18 protein-coding genes are annotated in these 16,683 nt (G+C 58.4%); 10 read left to right on the forward strand and 8 right to left on the reverse strand.

Going from position 1 to position 16,683, the window contains the following annotated elements:
- The first annotated feature begins 90 nt into the window (after positions 1 to 90).
- Positions 91 to 1,200: an HlyD family secretion protein gene (locus tag AB4O11_RS27495; RefSeq protein ID WP_093433817.1), complete on the forward strand. Its 1,110-nt coding sequence runs from the start codon at positions 91 to 93 to the stop codon at positions 1,198 to 1,200.
- A complete protein-coding gene (locus AB4O11_RS27500; RefSeq protein WP_460129459.1) occupies positions 1,197 to 2,789 on the forward strand; it encodes a DHA2 family efflux MFS transporter permease subunit in 1,593 nt (530 codons plus the stop codon). The genes AB4O11_RS27495 and AB4O11_RS27500 overlap by 4 nt, the downstream gene beginning before the upstream one ends.
- A 138-nt stretch (positions 2,790 to 2,927) precedes the next feature.
- Here the strand turns inward: AB4O11_RS27500 and AB4O11_RS27505 are convergent, their stop codons facing one another.
- Complete coding sequence (locus AB4O11_RS27505) at positions 2,928 to 3,368, reverse strand: carboxymuconolactone decarboxylase family protein (protein ID WP_093433813.1); 441 nt, start codon at positions 3,366 to 3,368, stop codon at positions 2,928 to 2,930.
- 186 nt (positions 3,369 to 3,554) lie between these two features.
- Between AB4O11_RS27505 and AB4O11_RS27510 the strand changes: the two genes are divergently transcribed.
- A complete protein-coding gene (locus tag AB4O11_RS27510; RefSeq protein ID WP_093433811.1) occupies positions 3,555 to 3,854 on the forward strand; it encodes a hypothetical protein in 300 nt (99 codons plus the stop codon).
- 186 nt (positions 3,855 to 4,040) lie between these two features.
- Here the strand turns inward: AB4O11_RS27510 and AB4O11_RS27515 are convergent, their stop codons facing one another.
- The gene (locus AB4O11_RS27515; RefSeq protein WP_116255979.1) at positions 4,041 to 5,612 is read right to left on the reverse strand and encodes a diguanylate cyclase; all 1,572 of its coding nucleotides are present in this window, start codon (positions 5,610 to 5,612) and stop codon (positions 4,041 to 4,043) included.
- Positions 5,613 to 5,963: 351 nt separating this feature from the next.
- Positions 5,964 to 6,629, reverse strand: coding sequence for a ribonuclease T2 (locus tag AB4O11_RS27520; protein ID WP_460129461.1), 666 nt, complete (start codon positions 6,627 to 6,629; stop codon positions 5,964 to 5,966).
- A gap of 165 nt (positions 6,630 to 6,794) precedes the next feature.
- On the opposite strand from AB4O11_RS27520, the gene AB4O11_RS27525 reads away from it, so the two are divergent.
- The 3 genes from AB4O11_RS27525 (at position 6,795) to AB4O11_RS27535 (ending at position 9,562) form a co-directional block, all read left to right on the forward strand.
- Complete coding sequence (locus AB4O11_RS27525) at positions 6,795 to 7,265, forward strand: hypothetical protein (RefSeq protein ID WP_320337512.1); 471 nt, start codon at positions 6,795 to 6,797, stop codon at positions 7,263 to 7,265.
- Between the two features lie 123 nt (positions 7,266 to 7,388).
- Positions 7,389 to 8,660: a hypothetical protein gene (locus AB4O11_RS27530; protein ID WP_460129463.1), complete on the forward strand. Its 1,272-nt coding sequence runs from the start codon at positions 7,389 to 7,391 to the stop codon at positions 8,658 to 8,660.
- Between the two features lie 110 nt (positions 8,661 to 8,770).
- Positions 8,771 to 9,562, forward strand: coding sequence for a transporter substrate-binding domain-containing protein (locus AB4O11_RS27535; RefSeq protein ID WP_460129465.1), 792 nt, complete (start codon positions 8,771 to 8,773; stop codon positions 9,560 to 9,562).
- Between the two features lie 3 nt (positions 9,563 to 9,565).
- Here the strand turns inward: AB4O11_RS27535 and AB4O11_RS27540 are convergent, their stop codons facing one another.
- Positions 9,566 to 9,778, reverse strand: a complete 213-nt coding sequence (locus tag AB4O11_RS27540) for a hypothetical protein (RefSeq protein ID WP_016984584.1) — start codon at positions 9,776 to 9,778, stop codon at positions 9,566 to 9,568.
- Between the two features lie 178 nt (positions 9,779 to 9,956).
- Between AB4O11_RS27540 and AB4O11_RS27545 the strand changes: the two genes are divergently transcribed.
- On the forward strand, positions 9,957 to 10,325 hold the full coding sequence (locus AB4O11_RS27545) for a DUF7079 family protein (RefSeq protein ID WP_460129467.1): 369 nt from the start codon (positions 9,957 to 9,959) through the stop codon (positions 10,323 to 10,325).
- Between the two features lie 77 nt (positions 10,326 to 10,402).
- Here the strand turns inward: AB4O11_RS27545 and AB4O11_RS27550 are convergent, their stop codons facing one another.
- Complete coding sequence (locus AB4O11_RS27550; protein WP_099756755.1) at positions 10,403 to 10,903, reverse strand: Lrp/AsnC family transcriptional regulator; 501 nt, start codon at positions 10,901 to 10,903, stop codon at positions 10,403 to 10,405.
- Between the two features lie 119 nt (positions 10,904 to 11,022).
- Between AB4O11_RS27550 and AB4O11_RS27555 the strand changes: the two genes are divergently transcribed.
- The 3 genes from AB4O11_RS27555 (at position 11,023) to AB4O11_RS27565 (ending at position 14,703) form a co-directional block, all read left to right on the forward strand.
- A complete protein-coding gene (locus AB4O11_RS27555) occupies positions 11,023 to 12,057 on the forward strand; it encodes a histone deacetylase family protein (RefSeq protein ID WP_460129470.1) in 1,035 nt (344 codons plus the stop codon).
- A gap of 50 nt (positions 12,058 to 12,107) precedes the next feature.
- Complete coding sequence (locus tag AB4O11_RS27560) at positions 12,108 to 13,160, forward strand: ornithine cyclodeaminase (protein ID WP_460129472.1); 1,053 nt, start codon at positions 12,108 to 12,110, stop codon at positions 13,158 to 13,160.
- A gap of 127 nt (positions 13,161 to 13,287) precedes the next feature.
- Positions 13,288 to 14,703, forward strand: a complete 1,416-nt coding sequence (locus AB4O11_RS27565) for an amino acid permease (protein WP_460129473.1) — start codon at positions 13,288 to 13,290, stop codon at positions 14,701 to 14,703.
- Positions 14,704 to 14,747: 44 nt separating this feature from the next.
- Here the strand turns inward: AB4O11_RS27565 and lepB are convergent, their stop codons facing one another.
- From lepB to AB4O11_RS27580, 3 genes are all read right to left on the reverse strand, one after another.
- The gene (gene lepB, locus AB4O11_RS27570; protein ID WP_093433792.1) at positions 14,748 to 15,545 is read right to left on the reverse strand and encodes a signal peptidase I; all 798 of its coding nucleotides are present in this window, start codon (positions 15,543 to 15,545) and stop codon (positions 14,748 to 14,750) included.
- Positions 15,546 to 15,626: 81 nt separating this feature from the next.
- Positions 15,627 to 16,034, reverse strand: coding sequence for a hypothetical protein (locus AB4O11_RS27575; RefSeq protein ID WP_460129476.1), 408 nt, complete (start codon positions 16,032 to 16,034; stop codon positions 15,627 to 15,629).
- 147 nt (positions 16,035 to 16,181) lie between these two features.
- Positions 16,182 to 16,544: a DUF6124 family protein gene (locus AB4O11_RS27580; protein ID WP_095050540.1), complete on the reverse strand. Its 363-nt coding sequence runs from the start codon at positions 16,542 to 16,544 to the stop codon at positions 16,182 to 16,184.
- Positions 16,545 to 16,683 lie beyond the last annotated feature (139 nt).

Raw genomic sequence — 16,683 nt, forward strand, 5'->3', positions numbered from 1 at the left:
GACGATTGGCACCAGAAATAATTTGCCACTAAATATTACCTACGTCATATTACAGCCGTAATAACGATCCGCTTACGCAGGTAATCCGCCATGACCAGCATGCCCACCCTCGAACCTGTTGTGGTAAAGACCAAGCCGCCTCTGCTTAAACGCGTTTTGCTTCCGGGCGCAGGATTGCTCGCGCTGATTTTCGCCGGTATTTACGCCATGCACTGGTGGGGCGCGGGGCGTTTTCTTGAAGAAACCGACGATGCCTATATTGGTGGCGACGTCACGGTGATCGGGCCGAAAGTCGCCGGTTACATCGACGAAGTGCTGGTCACCGACAACCAGCACGTGAAGGCCGGCGATGTGCTGATCCGCCTCGACGCCCGCGACTATCGCGCCAACCTCGCCAAGGCCGAAGGCGCCGTTGCCGCCGAAGAAGCACTACTGGCCAACCTCGACGCCACCGAACAACTGCAACAAGCGGTGATCGGTCAGGCCCGCGCCGGCATCGACGCCGCTGGCGCAGAAACCGCACGCTCGCGGGATGACAACGCGCGCTACAAACGCCTGGTGACGACCAATGCGGTGTCGGTGGAAAGCGCACAACGCGCCGACGCGACCTTCAAAACAGCGCAAGCCCTCAGTGCCCGCGCCCAGGCCGAACTGCTCGCCGCGCAACGCCAACTGGCGGTGATCGATACGCAAAAACAACAGGCCCGCGCCGCCCTTCAACAAGCCCGCGCCGAACGTGATCTGGCGCAACTGAACCTCGGCTACACCGAACTGCGCGCGCCGGTCGACGGCGTCATTGGCAACCGTCGCGCGCGGGTTGGCGCCTACGCTCAGGCCGGTTCACAACAGTTGTCCGTGGTGCCGGCCAGCGGCTTGTGGGTCGATGCCAACTTCAAGGAAGACCAATTGGCGCGGATGAAACCCGGGCAGCGCGTAAGCATCCGTGCCGACGTGCTCTCCGGCCAGGAATTCCACGGTCGCCTCGACAGCCTCGCCCCCGCCACTGGCTCGCAGTTCAGCGTGCTGCCGCCGGAAAACGCCACCGGCAACTTCACCAAAATCGTCCAGCGGGTGCCGGTGCGGATCCTCCTCGACCCGGCTGACGGCGTGCTCGGTCACTTGCGTCCGGGCCTCTCGGTGACGGCAGAAGTCGACACCCGCGCGCAACCGGAAACCAGCGCCGTGGCCGTCGCGCCATGAGCACCACCCTCGCCGCCCCGGCGCAGCCATTCAACGCGGCGGACATGGCGACCGCGACCAAGGTGTTCGCCTTCGCGACCATGTGCATCGGCATGTTCATTGCGCTGCTGGATATCCAGATCGTCTCGGCGTCGCTGCGCGATATCGGCGGTGGGCTGTCCGCCGGTACCGATGAAACCGCATGGGTGCAGACCAGTTACCTGATCGCCGAAATCATCGTGATTCCGCTGTCGGGCTGGCTGTCGCGCGTGTTCTCCACGCGCTGGTTGTTCTGTGCTTCGGCGGTCGGCTTCACCCTCGCCAGCCTGCTCTGCGGCGTCGCCTGGAACATCCAGAGCATGATTGCCTTTCGGGCGCTGCAAGGTTTTCTCGGCGGCTCGATGATTCCGCTGGTGTTCACCACGGCGTTCTTTTTCTTCACCGGCAAACAGCGGGTGATCGCTGCCGCGACCATCGGCGCGGTCGCGTCATTGGCGCCGACACTGGGGCCGGTGATCGGCGGCTGGATCACCGACATTTCCTCGTGGCACTGGCTGTTCTACATCAACCTGGTGCCGGGGATTTTCGTCGCTGTAGCGGTACCGATGCTGGTGAAAATCGACCAGCCGGAATTTTCCCTGCTCAAAGGCGCGGACTATCTGAGCATGGTGTTTCTCGCGCTGTTTCTTGGCTGCCTGGAATACACCCTTGAAGAAGGCCCGCGCTGGAACTGGTTCAGCGACCAGACCATTCTGACCACGGCGTGGATCAGCGGCCTCGCGGGATTGGCCTTCATCGGCCGGACCTTGCACGTGGCCAATCCGATCGTTGATCTGCGCGCCTTGAAGGATCGCAATTTCGCCCTCGGCTGCTTCTTTTCGTTTGTCACCGGCATCGGCCTGTTCGCGACGATTTACCTGACGCCGCTGTTCCTCGGCCGGGTACGCGGCTACAGCGCGCTGGACATTGGTCTGGCGGTTTTCTCCACTGGCGTGTTCCAGATCATGGCGATTCCGCTGTATGCCTTTTTGGCCAATCGCATGGACCTGCGCTGGATCATGATGATCGGTCTGGGTTTGTTCGCGGTGTCGATGTGGGAGTTCAGCCCGATCACCCACGACTGGGGTGCGGGGCAATTGATGCTGCCGCAAGCGTTGCGCGGGATTGCCCAGCAACTGGCGGTGCCGCCAGCGGTGACGTTGACTTTGGGTGGGTTGGCGCCCGCACGTTTGAAGCATGCTTCGGGTCTGTTCAACCTGATGCGCAATCTGGGCGGGGCGATTGGTATTGCGGCGTGCGCGACCATTCTCAATGACCGCACCAACCTGCACTTCACGCGGTTGGCCGAACACTTGAACAGCAGCAATGAAGCGATGAATCAGTGGCTGTCACAGGTCGGCGGCAACCTGGCGAATCTGGGCCAGAGTGGCGACGTCGGTGTCACCGCCAGCCTGCGCCAGTTGTGGCTACTGACCTACCGCGAGGCGCAGACGCAAACCTACGGCGACACCTTTCTGATGATCGGGGTGTGCTTCGTCATCGCCACGGCGATGGTGCCCTTGATGCGCAAGGTGCAACCACCGGCGGCGCCGAGTGCGGATGGGCATTGATCACTATTTTCTGGCCATGCCCAGTTCCCCTGTGGGAGCGAGCTTGCTCGCGAAGGCGTCGTGTCAGTCACCATGGTTGTTATCTGACACTCCGCTTTCGCGAGCAAGCTCGCTCCCACAGGGGTTATGCGTTGAGGCTTAAGCTTGTGGGGTTTTGCGGAAACCTACGGCCAAACGGTTCCAGCTATTGATGGTGCTGATCGCCACGGTCAAATCGACCATTTCTTTCGGCGTGAATTGCGCCGCAACCACGTCGTAATCTTCGTCCGGTGCGTGGGTCAGGCTCAGTTGGGTCAGCGATTCGGTCCACAGCAGCGCGGCGCGTTCGCGGTCGCTGAAGAACGGCGCTTCCCGCCAGGCGGTGACCGCGAACAGCCGACGCGGGGTTTCGCCGCCCTTGATCGCATCGGTGGTGTGCATGTCGATGCAGAACGCGCAGCCGTTGATTTGCGAAGCGCGCAGTTTCACCAGTTCGATCAGGGTCTTTTCCAGCGGCAGTTTGGACACCGCCGTTTCCAAAGCCATCATCGCTTTCAAGGCGTCTGGGGAAGCGGTGTAGAAATCGGCACGAGGTTGCATGGTAGCTCCGGGTAGCAAGTGAATGTGTGGTTACGTTAGCCCTCACACCCGGTCCGGCAAATAGCCAATATTGCCGAAGATCAGGAGGCCACTCGGTTTCGCTGCTGACCGCTCGTCAGCCACCCGGCACCAAGGGTTCTGCGCGTCAGACCAATATCAGGTACAGACCCCTTGTGGAGACGGATCATGATCACGCGCAAACTCACTTCGCTATTACTCGCCGGGCTGCTGGCCACGGCATCGACCGCGAGCTTCGCCGTCAACGACGGCGCTGACGCTACCGGCACCAAATCCGGCGGACCGACCAGCACCACCACGCCGCCAGATAACACGCCGGGGGCGCCTTCCGGTGGCAGCGGGTCTTCGGGGATGGGTTCCGGGACTGGCACCAATGGTGGCGCGAGCGGTTCTGGTTCGGGGGCTGGCGGCGGCACAGGTTCGGCAGGTGGCGGGACTGGCGGTGCGGGCGGTGGCACGGGCGGCTGAACGAACAAGAGCCATCCGTGGTGAAAACCCTTGATTGTTTGGGTATTCACATAACCTTGGCCTGATGAAAATCCCTGTGGGAGCGAGCTTGCTCGCGAAGGCGGTGGATCAGCCAACATTTTCATCGCCTGACACTGCGCTTTCGCGAGCAAGCTCGCTCCCACAGGGTTTGTGTCAGCGTATGGATCAGCGATCGGAGCGCATCAATTCGGCCAGGCCGCTGTCCAGCGACAACACTGCCGCACGATTACGCCCGGCATTTTTCGCCTGATACAGCGCCGCATCGGCGCGCTGGATAAACACTTCCAGGCTGTCATTGCCGCTCGGGATAAATGAATAGCAGCCCAGACTCACCGTCAGATAACCGGTCGGCGAGCCGCTATGGGTGATGTGCTTGTCGATCACGCTGCGTCGAATCTGCCCGGCAATTGCCAGCGCGCCGTTGATGTCGGTGTCCGGCAACAGCACCGCAAACTCCTCGCCACCGTAACGTACTGCCAGATCGGATTTGCGCTGACAGCACGCCCGCAGCACCTGAGCAACCTGGGTCAGACAGTGATCCCCGGCGACGTGGCCATAGGCGTCGTTGTAGCGTTTGAAGAAATCGATATCGAGCATGATCAGGCTGACCGGACTGACCTGCCGCGCGCCCCGGGCAAATTCGATCTCCAGCGAACGCTCGAACAAACGTCGATTGGCCAATCCGGTCAGGCTGTCGTGGGTCGCAATCTGCTCCAGTGCGCGCTGGGCCTTGCGCAGGTTTTTCTCGATCCGTTCGCCGTCGCGCACCTGATGAATGAACACCCAGCCAAACAGGCCGACGCCGAGAATCACCAGCGCGACAATCACACTCGACTGGAACGCACGCTCGTACCAACCCTTGAGAATCGTGTCGCGCGAGGTCGCAGACGACACCACCAACGGATACGCCGACAAGCGTCGATAACCGTACAAACGCACAACACCATCGACCACCGAATTGATCATCGCCGTGCCGGCCGCCGCCTCGGGCAGCAACGTGCGATAAATCCGTCCTTGCGCCAGCGACGTGCCGATCAGGCTCTCATCAAACGGACGGCGGGCAAGCAAAGTGCCGTCGCTCAAGCCAAGAAACATGATGCCTTGGTCATCGAGGCTGAAGCTTTCGAAGAAGCGGTCGAAGTACGACATCTTGATCCCGGCCAGCAACACACCCTGAAAATTGCCGGCGTGATCATTGACGCGTTTGGAAATCGGGATGATCCACTCGCCGTTCTCGCGGCTGCGAATCGCCGGGCCGATGTGCGCAAGCGTCGAAACGTTCTGTTGGTGGAATTTGAAATACTCGCGGTCCGCCACGCCATTGCCACGGGGCAGGTCAGGAAACGAGGTAATCACCCACTGCCCATCACGATCGAACAGGAACATGCCGTGCAACTGATCGAGTTGCTGCACGCGCCGGGCGAAGGTTCTCTGCAGACGCGGCTTCTGCGCGGCGCCGTAACCGTCCTCCTGAATCCAGTCGACCAGGCTGGTCATCACCAGATCGGCAGCCAGAAACGTGTCCTCGGCCTGCTGGGCCATCGCCCGGGTCAGGTTGCTCGACGCGACTTTTGCCACCGCCAGATCCTGGCGTCGCGACTGCTCCAGTTGCAGGTACAGCAAACCGGACAGGCACAACCCCACCGCAACGATAAACAGCACCGCCGCTTTGCGTAGCGGCAGGCGTTTAAGGGTGCCTCCGGGGGCCTGATGTGGGTCGTGAATGGGGATAGGCAAAAGCAAGTCCTGGGCAGGTACGACAAGGGCGCCAGCAGGGAAACCCTTATGTTTGTGAGCGTAGCCCACCGGAATCTACGGGGCAAACGCCCCGCTCCCGCCCAGGTATATCGGCGCGCAGCGAATTTGGATGATCGCTGTTCGCAGATTTATTTTCGATGCCTCTTTAGGGTTAGTCAGTTGTGAAGGCGTGTGAGCAGTTTGCAGCGCGGTCTGGTGGAGTTTTTGCGTGGGGAGTTGGGGGTGGATGCGCGGGAATTGACCTGATGACCCAGGCCTGTCGAAACCCTGTGGCGAGAGAGCTTGCTCGCTCGCCACAAGTTTAGTGTTCAGCCGATCAGTTCTGGCACATCAACGCGACGGCGGCACGCGAATATCCCCCGCCCGGCACTGGGTTTTCACGCCCTTGCCACACGCGCCGAACTGCAAATCCTTGCCCATGCACACACGCACTTCCGACAGTTCCGGGCCGCTGCAAATGACAGCGATGCCATCTGCCGGGATCCCCGGGTTGGCCTTGCGGAACAGGTCGGCAATTTCCTGAGCTTCGAAGTAATAGGAGCTGCTGAACGGTTGCAGTTCCTGCGGGATTTTCACCGCCGCCACCGCTTTGTCCGCTTCATCCAGATAGCCCATCGCGCCGAGGCCGCTGCAGGTGCCGTGCTTGGACCATTCGTGGTCGAGCAGTTTTTTGGTCGGGAACAGCGTCAGGCCCTGGCTGGTTTGCGCCGCGTTCAGCGTGGTCAGCGGTGGACAGGACTCCGGCCAGCCACCCTTGGCGTATTGCGGCCAAAAACCGTGAAGCACGAAGCCGTAGCCCTTGCCCGTGCACTGCGAGTCATCTTTGTGCGTCAAACAAAAGGTCGGCGACCAGGACAGCGCCAGCAGGTAGTAATCGAACACCCCCGCCACCGATTCTGCCTGGGCCTTGCTGGACTGTGACTGGCGCGCCGAACTCAAACCGATGCTACCGGCCGTCAGCGCAATCACCGCCAAAATTGTAAACAGCTTTTTCATGTACCCACTCCTTTGGGACGCCTGCGTCCATGGTTTTTGATCCTGACCGACTTGGCCAGCACTGATTTCGACACGCTTGTGTTGCAAGCGCATGACGCAAGGCAAAGCCGTACGCCGTTGAAAGGTCTACGATTAACAGGCAGCCACCAAACCAAGGGAACCAAAATGAGTAAAGCAGACGAACTCGCCGCCAAACTCAAACAAACCCGGCATACCCACGCGGATGCGGCACTGGAAATCGATTGCTGGCCTGCTCAGGTGTATGACTTGTACCACCGCATTGAGGCGTGGTTGCAGCCCGTCACCGAAGTAGGACTGAAGATTCGGCGAAATCCTACGCATGTTTGCGAAACTTCACCGGATTGTGAGGCGCATGACTACGCAATTGATCAACTGGTGATCGAGGCCAATGATCGAAGCCTGACATTCGATCCCATTGCGCGGTTTACCGAGGATGGCGCCGGGCGGGTGCAGATCATCCCGTCAGCCACGGACACCTATCTGCTGCGTACCGTGGATGAGCACGGTGAAAGCCATTGGTGGATGCAGTCGATTGAAACCGGGCAGCAGTTGGATGCCATTGCGCTGACGGAAAATAATCTGTTGTTGGCGGTGCAGGAAGGATTGGGGCTTTAAATTCTTTCCATCACGAACAACTCAGAAAAACAGACCAATTGCATTGAATGGCCGGATTTCTAAAGAAATCTGGCCATTTGTCGTTACAGAACCACCAATCAAACCCGATGGAATCTTGATCGCATGGATGCTTCGCCCGCACCAACGTTTACGCAGTTCTTCAAACGCAATTTCAAACGCGTTCTTGATTACTGGAGCCAGATCACCGTCACTCTGGGCTTTCTCGGCGCGGGGTTGGCAATCCTTGGGCTATACGTCTACACCCGGACAATTGGTCGTACTGACCTTTTCCTGGCAGGCAGCGATGCCAAGTCAGCCCTTGCTATCTGGCTGTTACTGATCGTGCTGATCATGGTGGGCTACCTCGGCGTACTCTCTGCCAGCGCATGGTTCTACGGAATCACCGTTTCGATGTTCGAAAAAGTGCCAAAAAGGCACAAACAAATCGCTGCCTTTTTGCTGCTTCCTATGTGTTTTGGCTTTGGTACCTTCATTTCTCTGCTTTTCAAGTTCCCGTACACATTCAGCGCCGCAGGTTCGATGCTGTTTGTTTTTTCCTTGACCCTGCTGGTCTACTTCGCACTTTTCCTGCTCAAACGCTTTCGAAAGATCTTCAACAAAAACACCCGGCGAATGGGTGGCTGGAAGAAAAACGGGTTCCGACTCTTGATCGGTAGCATGATCGGCTTTGCCGTTCTGTGTGCGTCCCTCCCCACATTGCTGATTATCTCGACCTACGTCGGCGAAGATAACGCGAAAGCGGTAGTGGTTGTCGGGGTGTTTTCCCTCGGCACACTCATTTTCAGTCTCCTCCCCGTTTTCATTTTTTACATCAGCAAAGGTCATGTCTTTGCGCGTATCGCTTATGGAATCGCAACAGCACTGGTTCTGTTCAGCGGGTTTCTTCTTTTATCGCCAGGTGCAATGCCAAGCATCACCTACGCGGCTGCTGGAAATCTGGCGATTCGTCAGCAGCCAGCGCGATTCATACTTGACGAAAACATCAGCCTGGACGATCTGGATAACAGACTGTGGCGAACCACACTCAATGAAAAACAAAAGATCGAAGTCACGGCGTTTCCATTGTTCACCTTTGGCGACATCTTGCTGTTGTGCAGCAGAGACCTGCAGCGTTTGAACCTCTATGAATTGCCTCGCTACACACACTTTTGCATCGCCACACGTAACAGCAAGGTCACTCAGAAACCGTTGCGTCCAGGGGTTGCGCCGCTACTCAGCTGGCAGCAGCGTGCTGAACACGTCGTTGGCTGGGATCACTTGCGCTCAGCCATTCTCAAGCCGATTCACCTATCGCCACAGGTCTTCCAACTGCAACGCCGCATTGAGCAATTGGCTGAACCTGTCAAAACTGTAATCCCCTACTCAGCCAACTGAAAGCTGGCGCTGGAGGCGTTGCCCGGTACGTTGAGTCCGGGCGCGGGATGACACCCGGGAAAGCCTTTCACTACACTGGGCCACCGTCCTTCTCAGAAGCCCCGATCGCAATGACAACATTAAAAAGCACGATGATCCTCTGCGGCCTGCTGACCCTGGCCGCCGGCGCCCATGCCGAGCAACCCCCTTCGCACCTCGACAGCATCCAGCAACAAGGCCAGTTGCGCGTCTGCACCACGGGCGACTACAAGCCCTACACCTTCAAACGCACCGACGGCGATTTCGAAGGCATCGACATCGCCATGGCTCGCTCGCTGGCCGACAGCCTCGGGGTCAAAGTCGAATGGGTGCAAACCACCTGGAAAACCCTGATGCCGGACATGCAGGCCGGTAAATGCGACATCGGCATGGGCGGCATCTCGGTCACCCTCGAACGGCAGAAAAAAGCCTACTTCAGCAACACCCTCGACACTGACGGCAAGATCCCGCTGGTACGTTGCGACGATGTCAGCAAGTACCAGACGGTGGAACAGATCAACCAGTCCGGCGTAAGACTGGTCGAACCCGCCGGCGGCACCAACGAAGCCTTCGCCCACGCCTTCCTGCCCCAGGCGCAACTGGCCCTGCACGACAACGTGACGATCTTCCAGCAACTGCTCGACAACCAGGCCGACGTGATGATCACCGACGCCTCGGAAGCGCTGTATCAGCAGAAACTCAAACCGGGCTTGTGCGCGGTGAATCCGCATCAGTACATGCAATATGGCGAGAAGGCTTACTTGCTGCCGCGCGATGACATCAGCTGGAAACTGTATGTCGATCAGTGGCTGCACTTGAGCAAAGTCACCGGCAAGTATCAACAAACGCTAAGCGAATGGATTGCCGTACCGGCCGCGCAGTAATCCTTAATCGTCATGCAGCATCCCGGAGCTGTACTGATTGAGACTGCTGCCGATACTGTTGCCGCCGAACTTCAAGGTATTGGCGTTGCGCCCCTCCGGCGACTGACAGTCGCTGGAGAAGCAACTGGTGGTGGTCAAACCACCCGCGCCGGAACAGGCACTCAACACCGATACTGCAGCAGCAATCAACAGCACTTTGACGACATTCAGGCGCATGGCACGATTCCCCTCGGGATGAACAGCGACGATCTTGTCTCAGCAGACTAGGCCTGCTTTGCACGCGGCAAGATGAAACTTTGCTGAGCGACAGCGCGCGTTCAGAATCGACTAACCACCAGACAAGAACCGCCACGTGCAATCGGATCAGCGCAATTCAACGCCAGGAGGCCCAAGCTTGAGACGAGAACTGAGCCACGCCGATCTATACAAAATCCGCGCAGCCCTCTCCGATATTTTCGTCGACACCGGCGTCGATTACCCCTACATCGCCCGGCAAATCGAAGGCTATGATCCGGAACAGGTTAAAAACATTCTGTATGCCGAAGTTGCCGTCGTCTGCGCCTGGAACCTGGAATGTGTACTCCCGCCGGTCTGGACAGGTTTCGAACCCGATGCGTTGAACAGGGACATCGAGCAAATGCTGCTCGCAAATACGAACAGCTGGATTCGGCGGCAACTGCATAAGCTGCACACCACGTGGTTGCGATTCAGCTATCGGGAAGTCTGGGCAGAGATTACCGCTCACTGCAAAGGCTGGAGTTGATACAACCCTGCGTGGCAATAGCGCATCAACGACATACAACGCGTTTAAACTGAAAAGATGATTGCCCCTCTGCCCGTTCAGTCCTTTCCCGATTTAGGAATCGCAATCCGGCTACCAGTCTTGACCTCGCGCAACGCCAGGCTGGACTGAATCGAAGCAATCCCCACCTGACGCCGAAGCACCTGCTCAATGAAGTCGCTGTAGCTATCAAGATCCTCCGCCAACACCTGCAACACATAATCGGCATCGCCAGTAATTTTGTGACAGGCCACCACCTGCGGCAATTGCGCAATCACCGCCTCGAAGGCGTCCGGCGCGTGGTCGGCGTGGGTGGAAAAACGAATGTGCACGAACGCCATGATATCCAGCCCGAGCATTCGCCGATCAAGGTTGGCCTGATAGCCCTTGATGACCCCCGCCTCCTCCATGCGCTTGCGCCGCCGCCAGCACGGCGTAAGGCTCAGCGACAGCCGCTCACTGAGTTCAGCGTTGGAAATGCTGGCGTCTTCCTGCAATAACTCAAGAATTGCCAGGTCGGTCTCGTCGAGGCTGATGCGTTTGGATATTTTTTTCTGCATGCCGCCATTCCTGAGTAAAAACGCCCGAATAATCGACCAAACCACGAAAACAAAGCAAAGAAAGCGCGGCCAAGCCGGAACAGAATATTTGCACAGGCCAACAATAACGGATGCGCAGAATGTTTACAGTTTTCAGTGATTCCCACCGTTTGCACCACGGCACCGAATTGAAAGACGGCGTGCTCAAACCTTCTTTCGAGCAACCGAGTCGCGCCGACACCGTGCATAACCGCGTCAAACAGGTCGGCCTCGGGCAGATCGTCGAACCGCGCGCGTTTGATCGCTCGTGCTACGTCAACGCGCACAGCGAGCGCTACGTCAGTTTTCTGGAAAATGCCTGGAGCGAATGGCGCGCAACCGGTCGCACTCACGATGCCTTGCCGCTGGTATGGCCGGTGCGCGATCTGGCCGGCGAAGAGGTGCCGACCTTCATCGATGGCAAGCTGGGTTTCTATGCCATGGATGCCGGTTCGCCGATCACCGCGACGACTTGGCAAGCGGTAAAAACCAGCGCCGATATTGCCCTCACCGGCCTGGCCCTGATCGATGAAGGCCACGACAGTGCCTTCGCCCTGTGCCGTCCGCCCGGCCATCACGCCGCGCGCGAATACATGGGCGGTTATTGCTACCTCAACAACGCCGCCATTGCCGCGCAACAAGCCATCACCCAAGGCGCCAAACGCGTCGCAGTGCTCGACGTCGACTTCCATCACGGCAACGGCACGCAGAACATTTTTTACCAGCGCAGCGACGTCATGTTCGTCTCGTTGCACGGCGAACCGGCGGTGTCCTATCCGTACTTCTCGGGGTACAGCCACGAAGTCGGCGCGGGTGTCGGCGAGGGTTACAACCTCAACTATCCCCTGCCGAAAAACACCACCTGGGAGAGCTACCGCAACGCCCTGCTCCACGCCTGCAAAAAGCTTCAGCAGTTCGCCCCTGAAGTGCTGGTGATTTCCCTCGGTGTCGACACGTTCAAGGACGACCCCATCAGCCACTTCCTGCTCGAAAGCGAGGACTTCATCGGCATCGGTGAACTGGTCGCCAGCGTCGGCTGCCCGACCCTGTTCGTCATGGAGGGCGGCTACATGGTCGATGAAATCGGCATCAATGCCGTCAACGTGCTGCATGGCTTCGAGAGCAAACGCAGCTGAGCCGCCCGCCGCACTACAACCTTTCAATGACTGGATCGGAGAACAAGAACATGACGCTTTTTATTGATGTCGATGATGCTGCACGCCTGTTCACCCAAGTCGGTATCCACCGCGCCATCCGCGAAATGGCCGGCTACATCGAAGCGGACTACGCACGCTGGGCGCAGTTTGATAAATCACCGCGCACGGCCAATCACTCGGCGGACGGCGTGATCGAGCTGATGCCGACCGACGACGGCCAGCAGTACTCTTTCAAATACGTGAATGGCCACCCGAACAACGGCCAGCAGAACTTGCTGACGGTCATGGCCTTCGGGCTTCTGGCTGATGTGCAGAGTGGCTATCCCACGCTGCTCAGCGAACTGACCTTAACCACCGCCGTGCGCACCGCAGCCACCTCGGCACTGGTCGCGAAGTCGCTGGCGCGCCAAGGTGCGACTTCGATGGCCCTGATCGGCAACGGTGCGCAAAGTGAATTCCAAGCGCTGGCCTTTCACGAAATGTTGGCCATCAATCAGATCCGCATCTTCGATATCGATCGCGAAGCGTCCCTCAAACTGAAGCACAACCTCGCCGCGTTCCCGCAGATCGAAGTGATTCTGGCGAGCTCCGTGAAGGACGCGGTCAAGGGCGCGGACATCGTCACCACGGTCACCGCCGACAAAGCCTACGCAACCATTCTGACGCCGGAGATGATCGAGCCCGGCATGCACATCAATGCGGTCGGCGGTGACTGCCCGGGTAAAACCGAACTGCACGCCGACATCCTGCGCAACGCCCGAGTCATCATCGAGTTCGAGCCGCAAACCCGCATAGAAGGCGACATTCAGCAACTGGAAGCTGATTCCCCGGTGATCGAGTTTTTCCGGATTGTGCAGGGCGAAGTGGCCGGACGCGAAAACGATGCGCAGGTGACGGTGTTCGACTCCGTGGGCTTTGCCCTGGAAGATTTTTCGTCACTGCGCTACCTCAAAGACCTGGCTCAGGCACAGCAAATCGGCCAGCGCGTCCACCTGGTGCCGACGCCGGCCAACATCAAAAACCTCTTCCAACTGCTGGATCCGCAACCGGCCAAAGCGTCGCGTCTGCGTACCGTCAGTTGATCGGTAATGACCGCCCCCAAGCCACAGGGGGCGAATCACCTTGTGATCAGCCGCTGCACCTCTAACAAGAACGCTCGACACCTACTTTCTGCCAAAACTCAAAAACATAAAATCAAGAGGTTTTGCAATGAAATCGAACCCTTCCGGGCTGCTCGAACAGCCCGCGCTGCAGCGCACGCTCAGCAATCGTCACATCCAGTTAATGGCCATGGGCGGTGCCATCGGTACCGGCCTGTTCATGGGTTCCGGGAAGATCATCGCCCTCTCCGGGACGTCGATCATCCTCATCTACATGATCATCGGTCTGTTCGTGTTTTTCGTCATGCGCGCCATGGGCGAAATGCTCCTGTCCAACCTCAACTTCAAAACTTTTGCCGACTTCGCCGGTGCCTACCTCGGCCCACGCGCAGCGTTCTTTCTCGGCTGGTCGTACTGGCTGAGCTGGAGCGTGGCGGTGATCGGCGATGCCGTCGTGGTCGGCGGATTCTTCCAGTACTGGTTCCCCGACGTACCGGCGTGGATACCCGCCGTCGGTATGCTGGCGACCCTGTTCGCGCTAAACGTACTGACCGTCAGGCTGTTCGGTGAAGTGGAATTCTGGTTCGCGATCATCAAGATCATTGCCGTCGTGACCCTGATCGGCGTCAGCACCGTGCTGATCGCCAGCTCCTTCGTCTCGCCCAGCGGCGTCACCGCGTCCCTGAGTCACCTGGTGGACAAACAAGCGGCGTTCCCTAACGGCTTGTTCGGCTTCTTCGCCGGATTCCAAATGGCGATCTTCTCCTTCGCCGGCACCGAGTTGATCGGCACCGCCGCCGCCGAAACCCGCTCGCCGGAGAAAACCCTGCCCAAAGCGATCAACTCGATTCCGCTGCGGATCATCCTGTTCTACGTCCTCGCGCTGACCTGCATTATTGCCGTGACCTCGTGGCAACAGGTTTCCCCGGTCAAAAGCCCCTTCGTCGAACTGTTCCTCGTCGCCGGGTTTCCCGCAGCGGCCGGTATCGTCAACTTTGTAGTCCTGACCTCGGCGGCCTCATCGGCCAACAGCGGCGTGTTCTCATCAAGCCGCATGCTGTTCGGGCTGGCCAATCAAGACAACGCGCCCGGCCTATTCCGCCGACTGTCGAGCAACAGCGTGCCGCTGCTGAGTCTGGCGTTTACCACGCTGTTGATGCTGGTCGGCGTACTGGTGCTGTTCATCGTGCCGGAAGTCATGACCGCATTCACCATCGTCTCCACCGTGTCGGCGATTCTGGTGATCTTCACCTGGTCGACCATCCTTGCGTCTTACATCGCCTACCGCAAAAAACGTCCGGATCTGCATGCGAAATCGGCTTACAAGATGCCCGGCGGCGTGCCGATGGCTTGGTTTTCGTTGGCGTTTTTGGGGTTTGTGCTGGGGTTGCTGGCGTTGCGGCCTGATACGCGGATTGCGCTGATGGTGATGCCGGGGTGGTTTGTCTGGCTGGGGATTGCTTACCAGTTGACGCGGTTGAGGAAGCCGAAATCTGCGGTTGAGTCGGCGAGTCAGTTTGGCTAGATCTGCAAGCGAAAGCCGTCACCTTAAGGTGACGGCTTTTGTTTTCACTGAAAGGCTGTGCCAATCCTCGACCGATCGGATGAGTACCAGATTCCGGTGACTTTACCGGTAATGTCTTCGAGTGCGACCTGGCCCATGAAGCGGCTGTCGTTACTGCTGTCGCGGTTATCACCCAGCAGATAAACATGATCTTTCTCGACCACCGTCGGCGGCGTTTGCAGATAACGAGGATTCTTCACGCGCTCTGGCGGTGCAAAGAACAGCCCCATGTTTTCGCCGTTGCGAATGACCTTACCATCAACAATCGACAAGGTATCGCCACCCACTGCCGCCACACGTTTGACCGCCTCCGTGCCGTTGTAGCGATAAGTCACAATGTCGCCCACCTGCGGCGCGTCGATGCGCATTTTGGTGACGATATAGTCACCGATCGAAAGGGTCGGAACCATCGAGCCAGAGGGGATGAAGTAAGTCTTGAACCCCAGCGTCGGGCCTCGCAATGGCCCCAAAAGAATCAGCGTGAGAATGACCAGCGCCACCACGTAAAGCACATGGAAACGGGTGCTGGGGCTGTTCACCGGATGGTCGTTTCTACGCACCGATATCGCAGCTGCCGTGGCCGAGCCGAGTTTCACCAGGACGATAAACGTAGCGAAGACATACAGGCCCACTGGCGTGGCAGGCACCCCGCAGACACCGAGTAAAATCACCCCCAGATAGAGCAAAGCGGCAACACGCACCGCCCACTTCACCTGACCGGCATACACCAGACCCCAGCCGGCCACCAGGCACGACATCACGAATGCTTGCAACGGCAGCTTTGGCTTATCAGGAGCAGACATAAATTCTCTTCACGTAAATAGCTGAAAATCAAGCGCCCGGCCTATTTAGCCAATAGGGCGCTACGGGCAATGCAGAGGGGGTTATTTAGCAGAAAAATAACCCGTCGTACGCAACTGCAGGCTGTACACCCAGATACCAAACACCAGTGCATATTCTTTGAACATCGGCAGGGTGAGCAGATGCACAACCGAACCGCTGTTCATCTGCGACAGAGAAAAGGCAACTCCCAGGATCAACGCCAGAACAAAGCACAGAGAACTGATCTTCTTTCTCGCCAGCAACAGCAAGCCGCCGACAAACATCAACAATGCCACCACGCAGACGTTCAGCAGCATCAGAAACGAAATATCCCCTTCCCGCGCTTGCTGAAACCCGTCATGAGCCACCCACAGTCCGGCCTGAATCAACACGACAACGCAATAAAAAACGGCCATGAAGACAACGGCGGGACGTGTGTTGTACCAAGCTTGGGACGATGTAGCTTCCATGGTGCGGCGACTCCTGAGTAAAGGCGCGGAATGCTACTAAATGGCCATCACCGTGTCCATTTACTCACCCTCATCCCGGCTGCTTTGCCCAGTGCGAACAGCCCCTCCGTGGCAACGGCTGAGCCGTTCACCACAAAGGGAACTGATTTACGCCTTCACCTCAACGTTATCCAACGCCTGATTCACCGCCAATTCCCCCAACATCACCACCTGCGCGATGCCGAGCGCGGTTTTGCGGTGCGAGGGGTCAAGTGCGGCGGCGAAGTTGTTGAGCATTTCCGAGGCGGAACTCAGCGTTTCACTGGCATTGGCCAACAGGGATTCTGAGTCGTACTTCGGGTTGGCGAGGTACATACGCTCGGGCTCGTTGACGCTGGCCATGATGTGCCCGGCGGGAAGGAGGTAGTGATCGAGCGCGCGCTCGGCGGCTTCGTGGAGTTTTTTGGAGTTGAGGGATTCGTAGGGGGATGCGGGATCGGTTTCTGGTGGGTTGGGCGTTACTTTGAACATAGATGGAACCTCTAGCGCGATTACTAAAAGAAGCCATCACCCACGCTACCAAACGATGGGTGGCGGCCATACGCGGGTTGGTAGACCGGTCGCACTAGAACCCGGCGCCCACGAATGGGCCCCACGCATGACCACCATG

Source organism: Pseudomonas sp. H1_D05 (assembly GCF_054682705.1).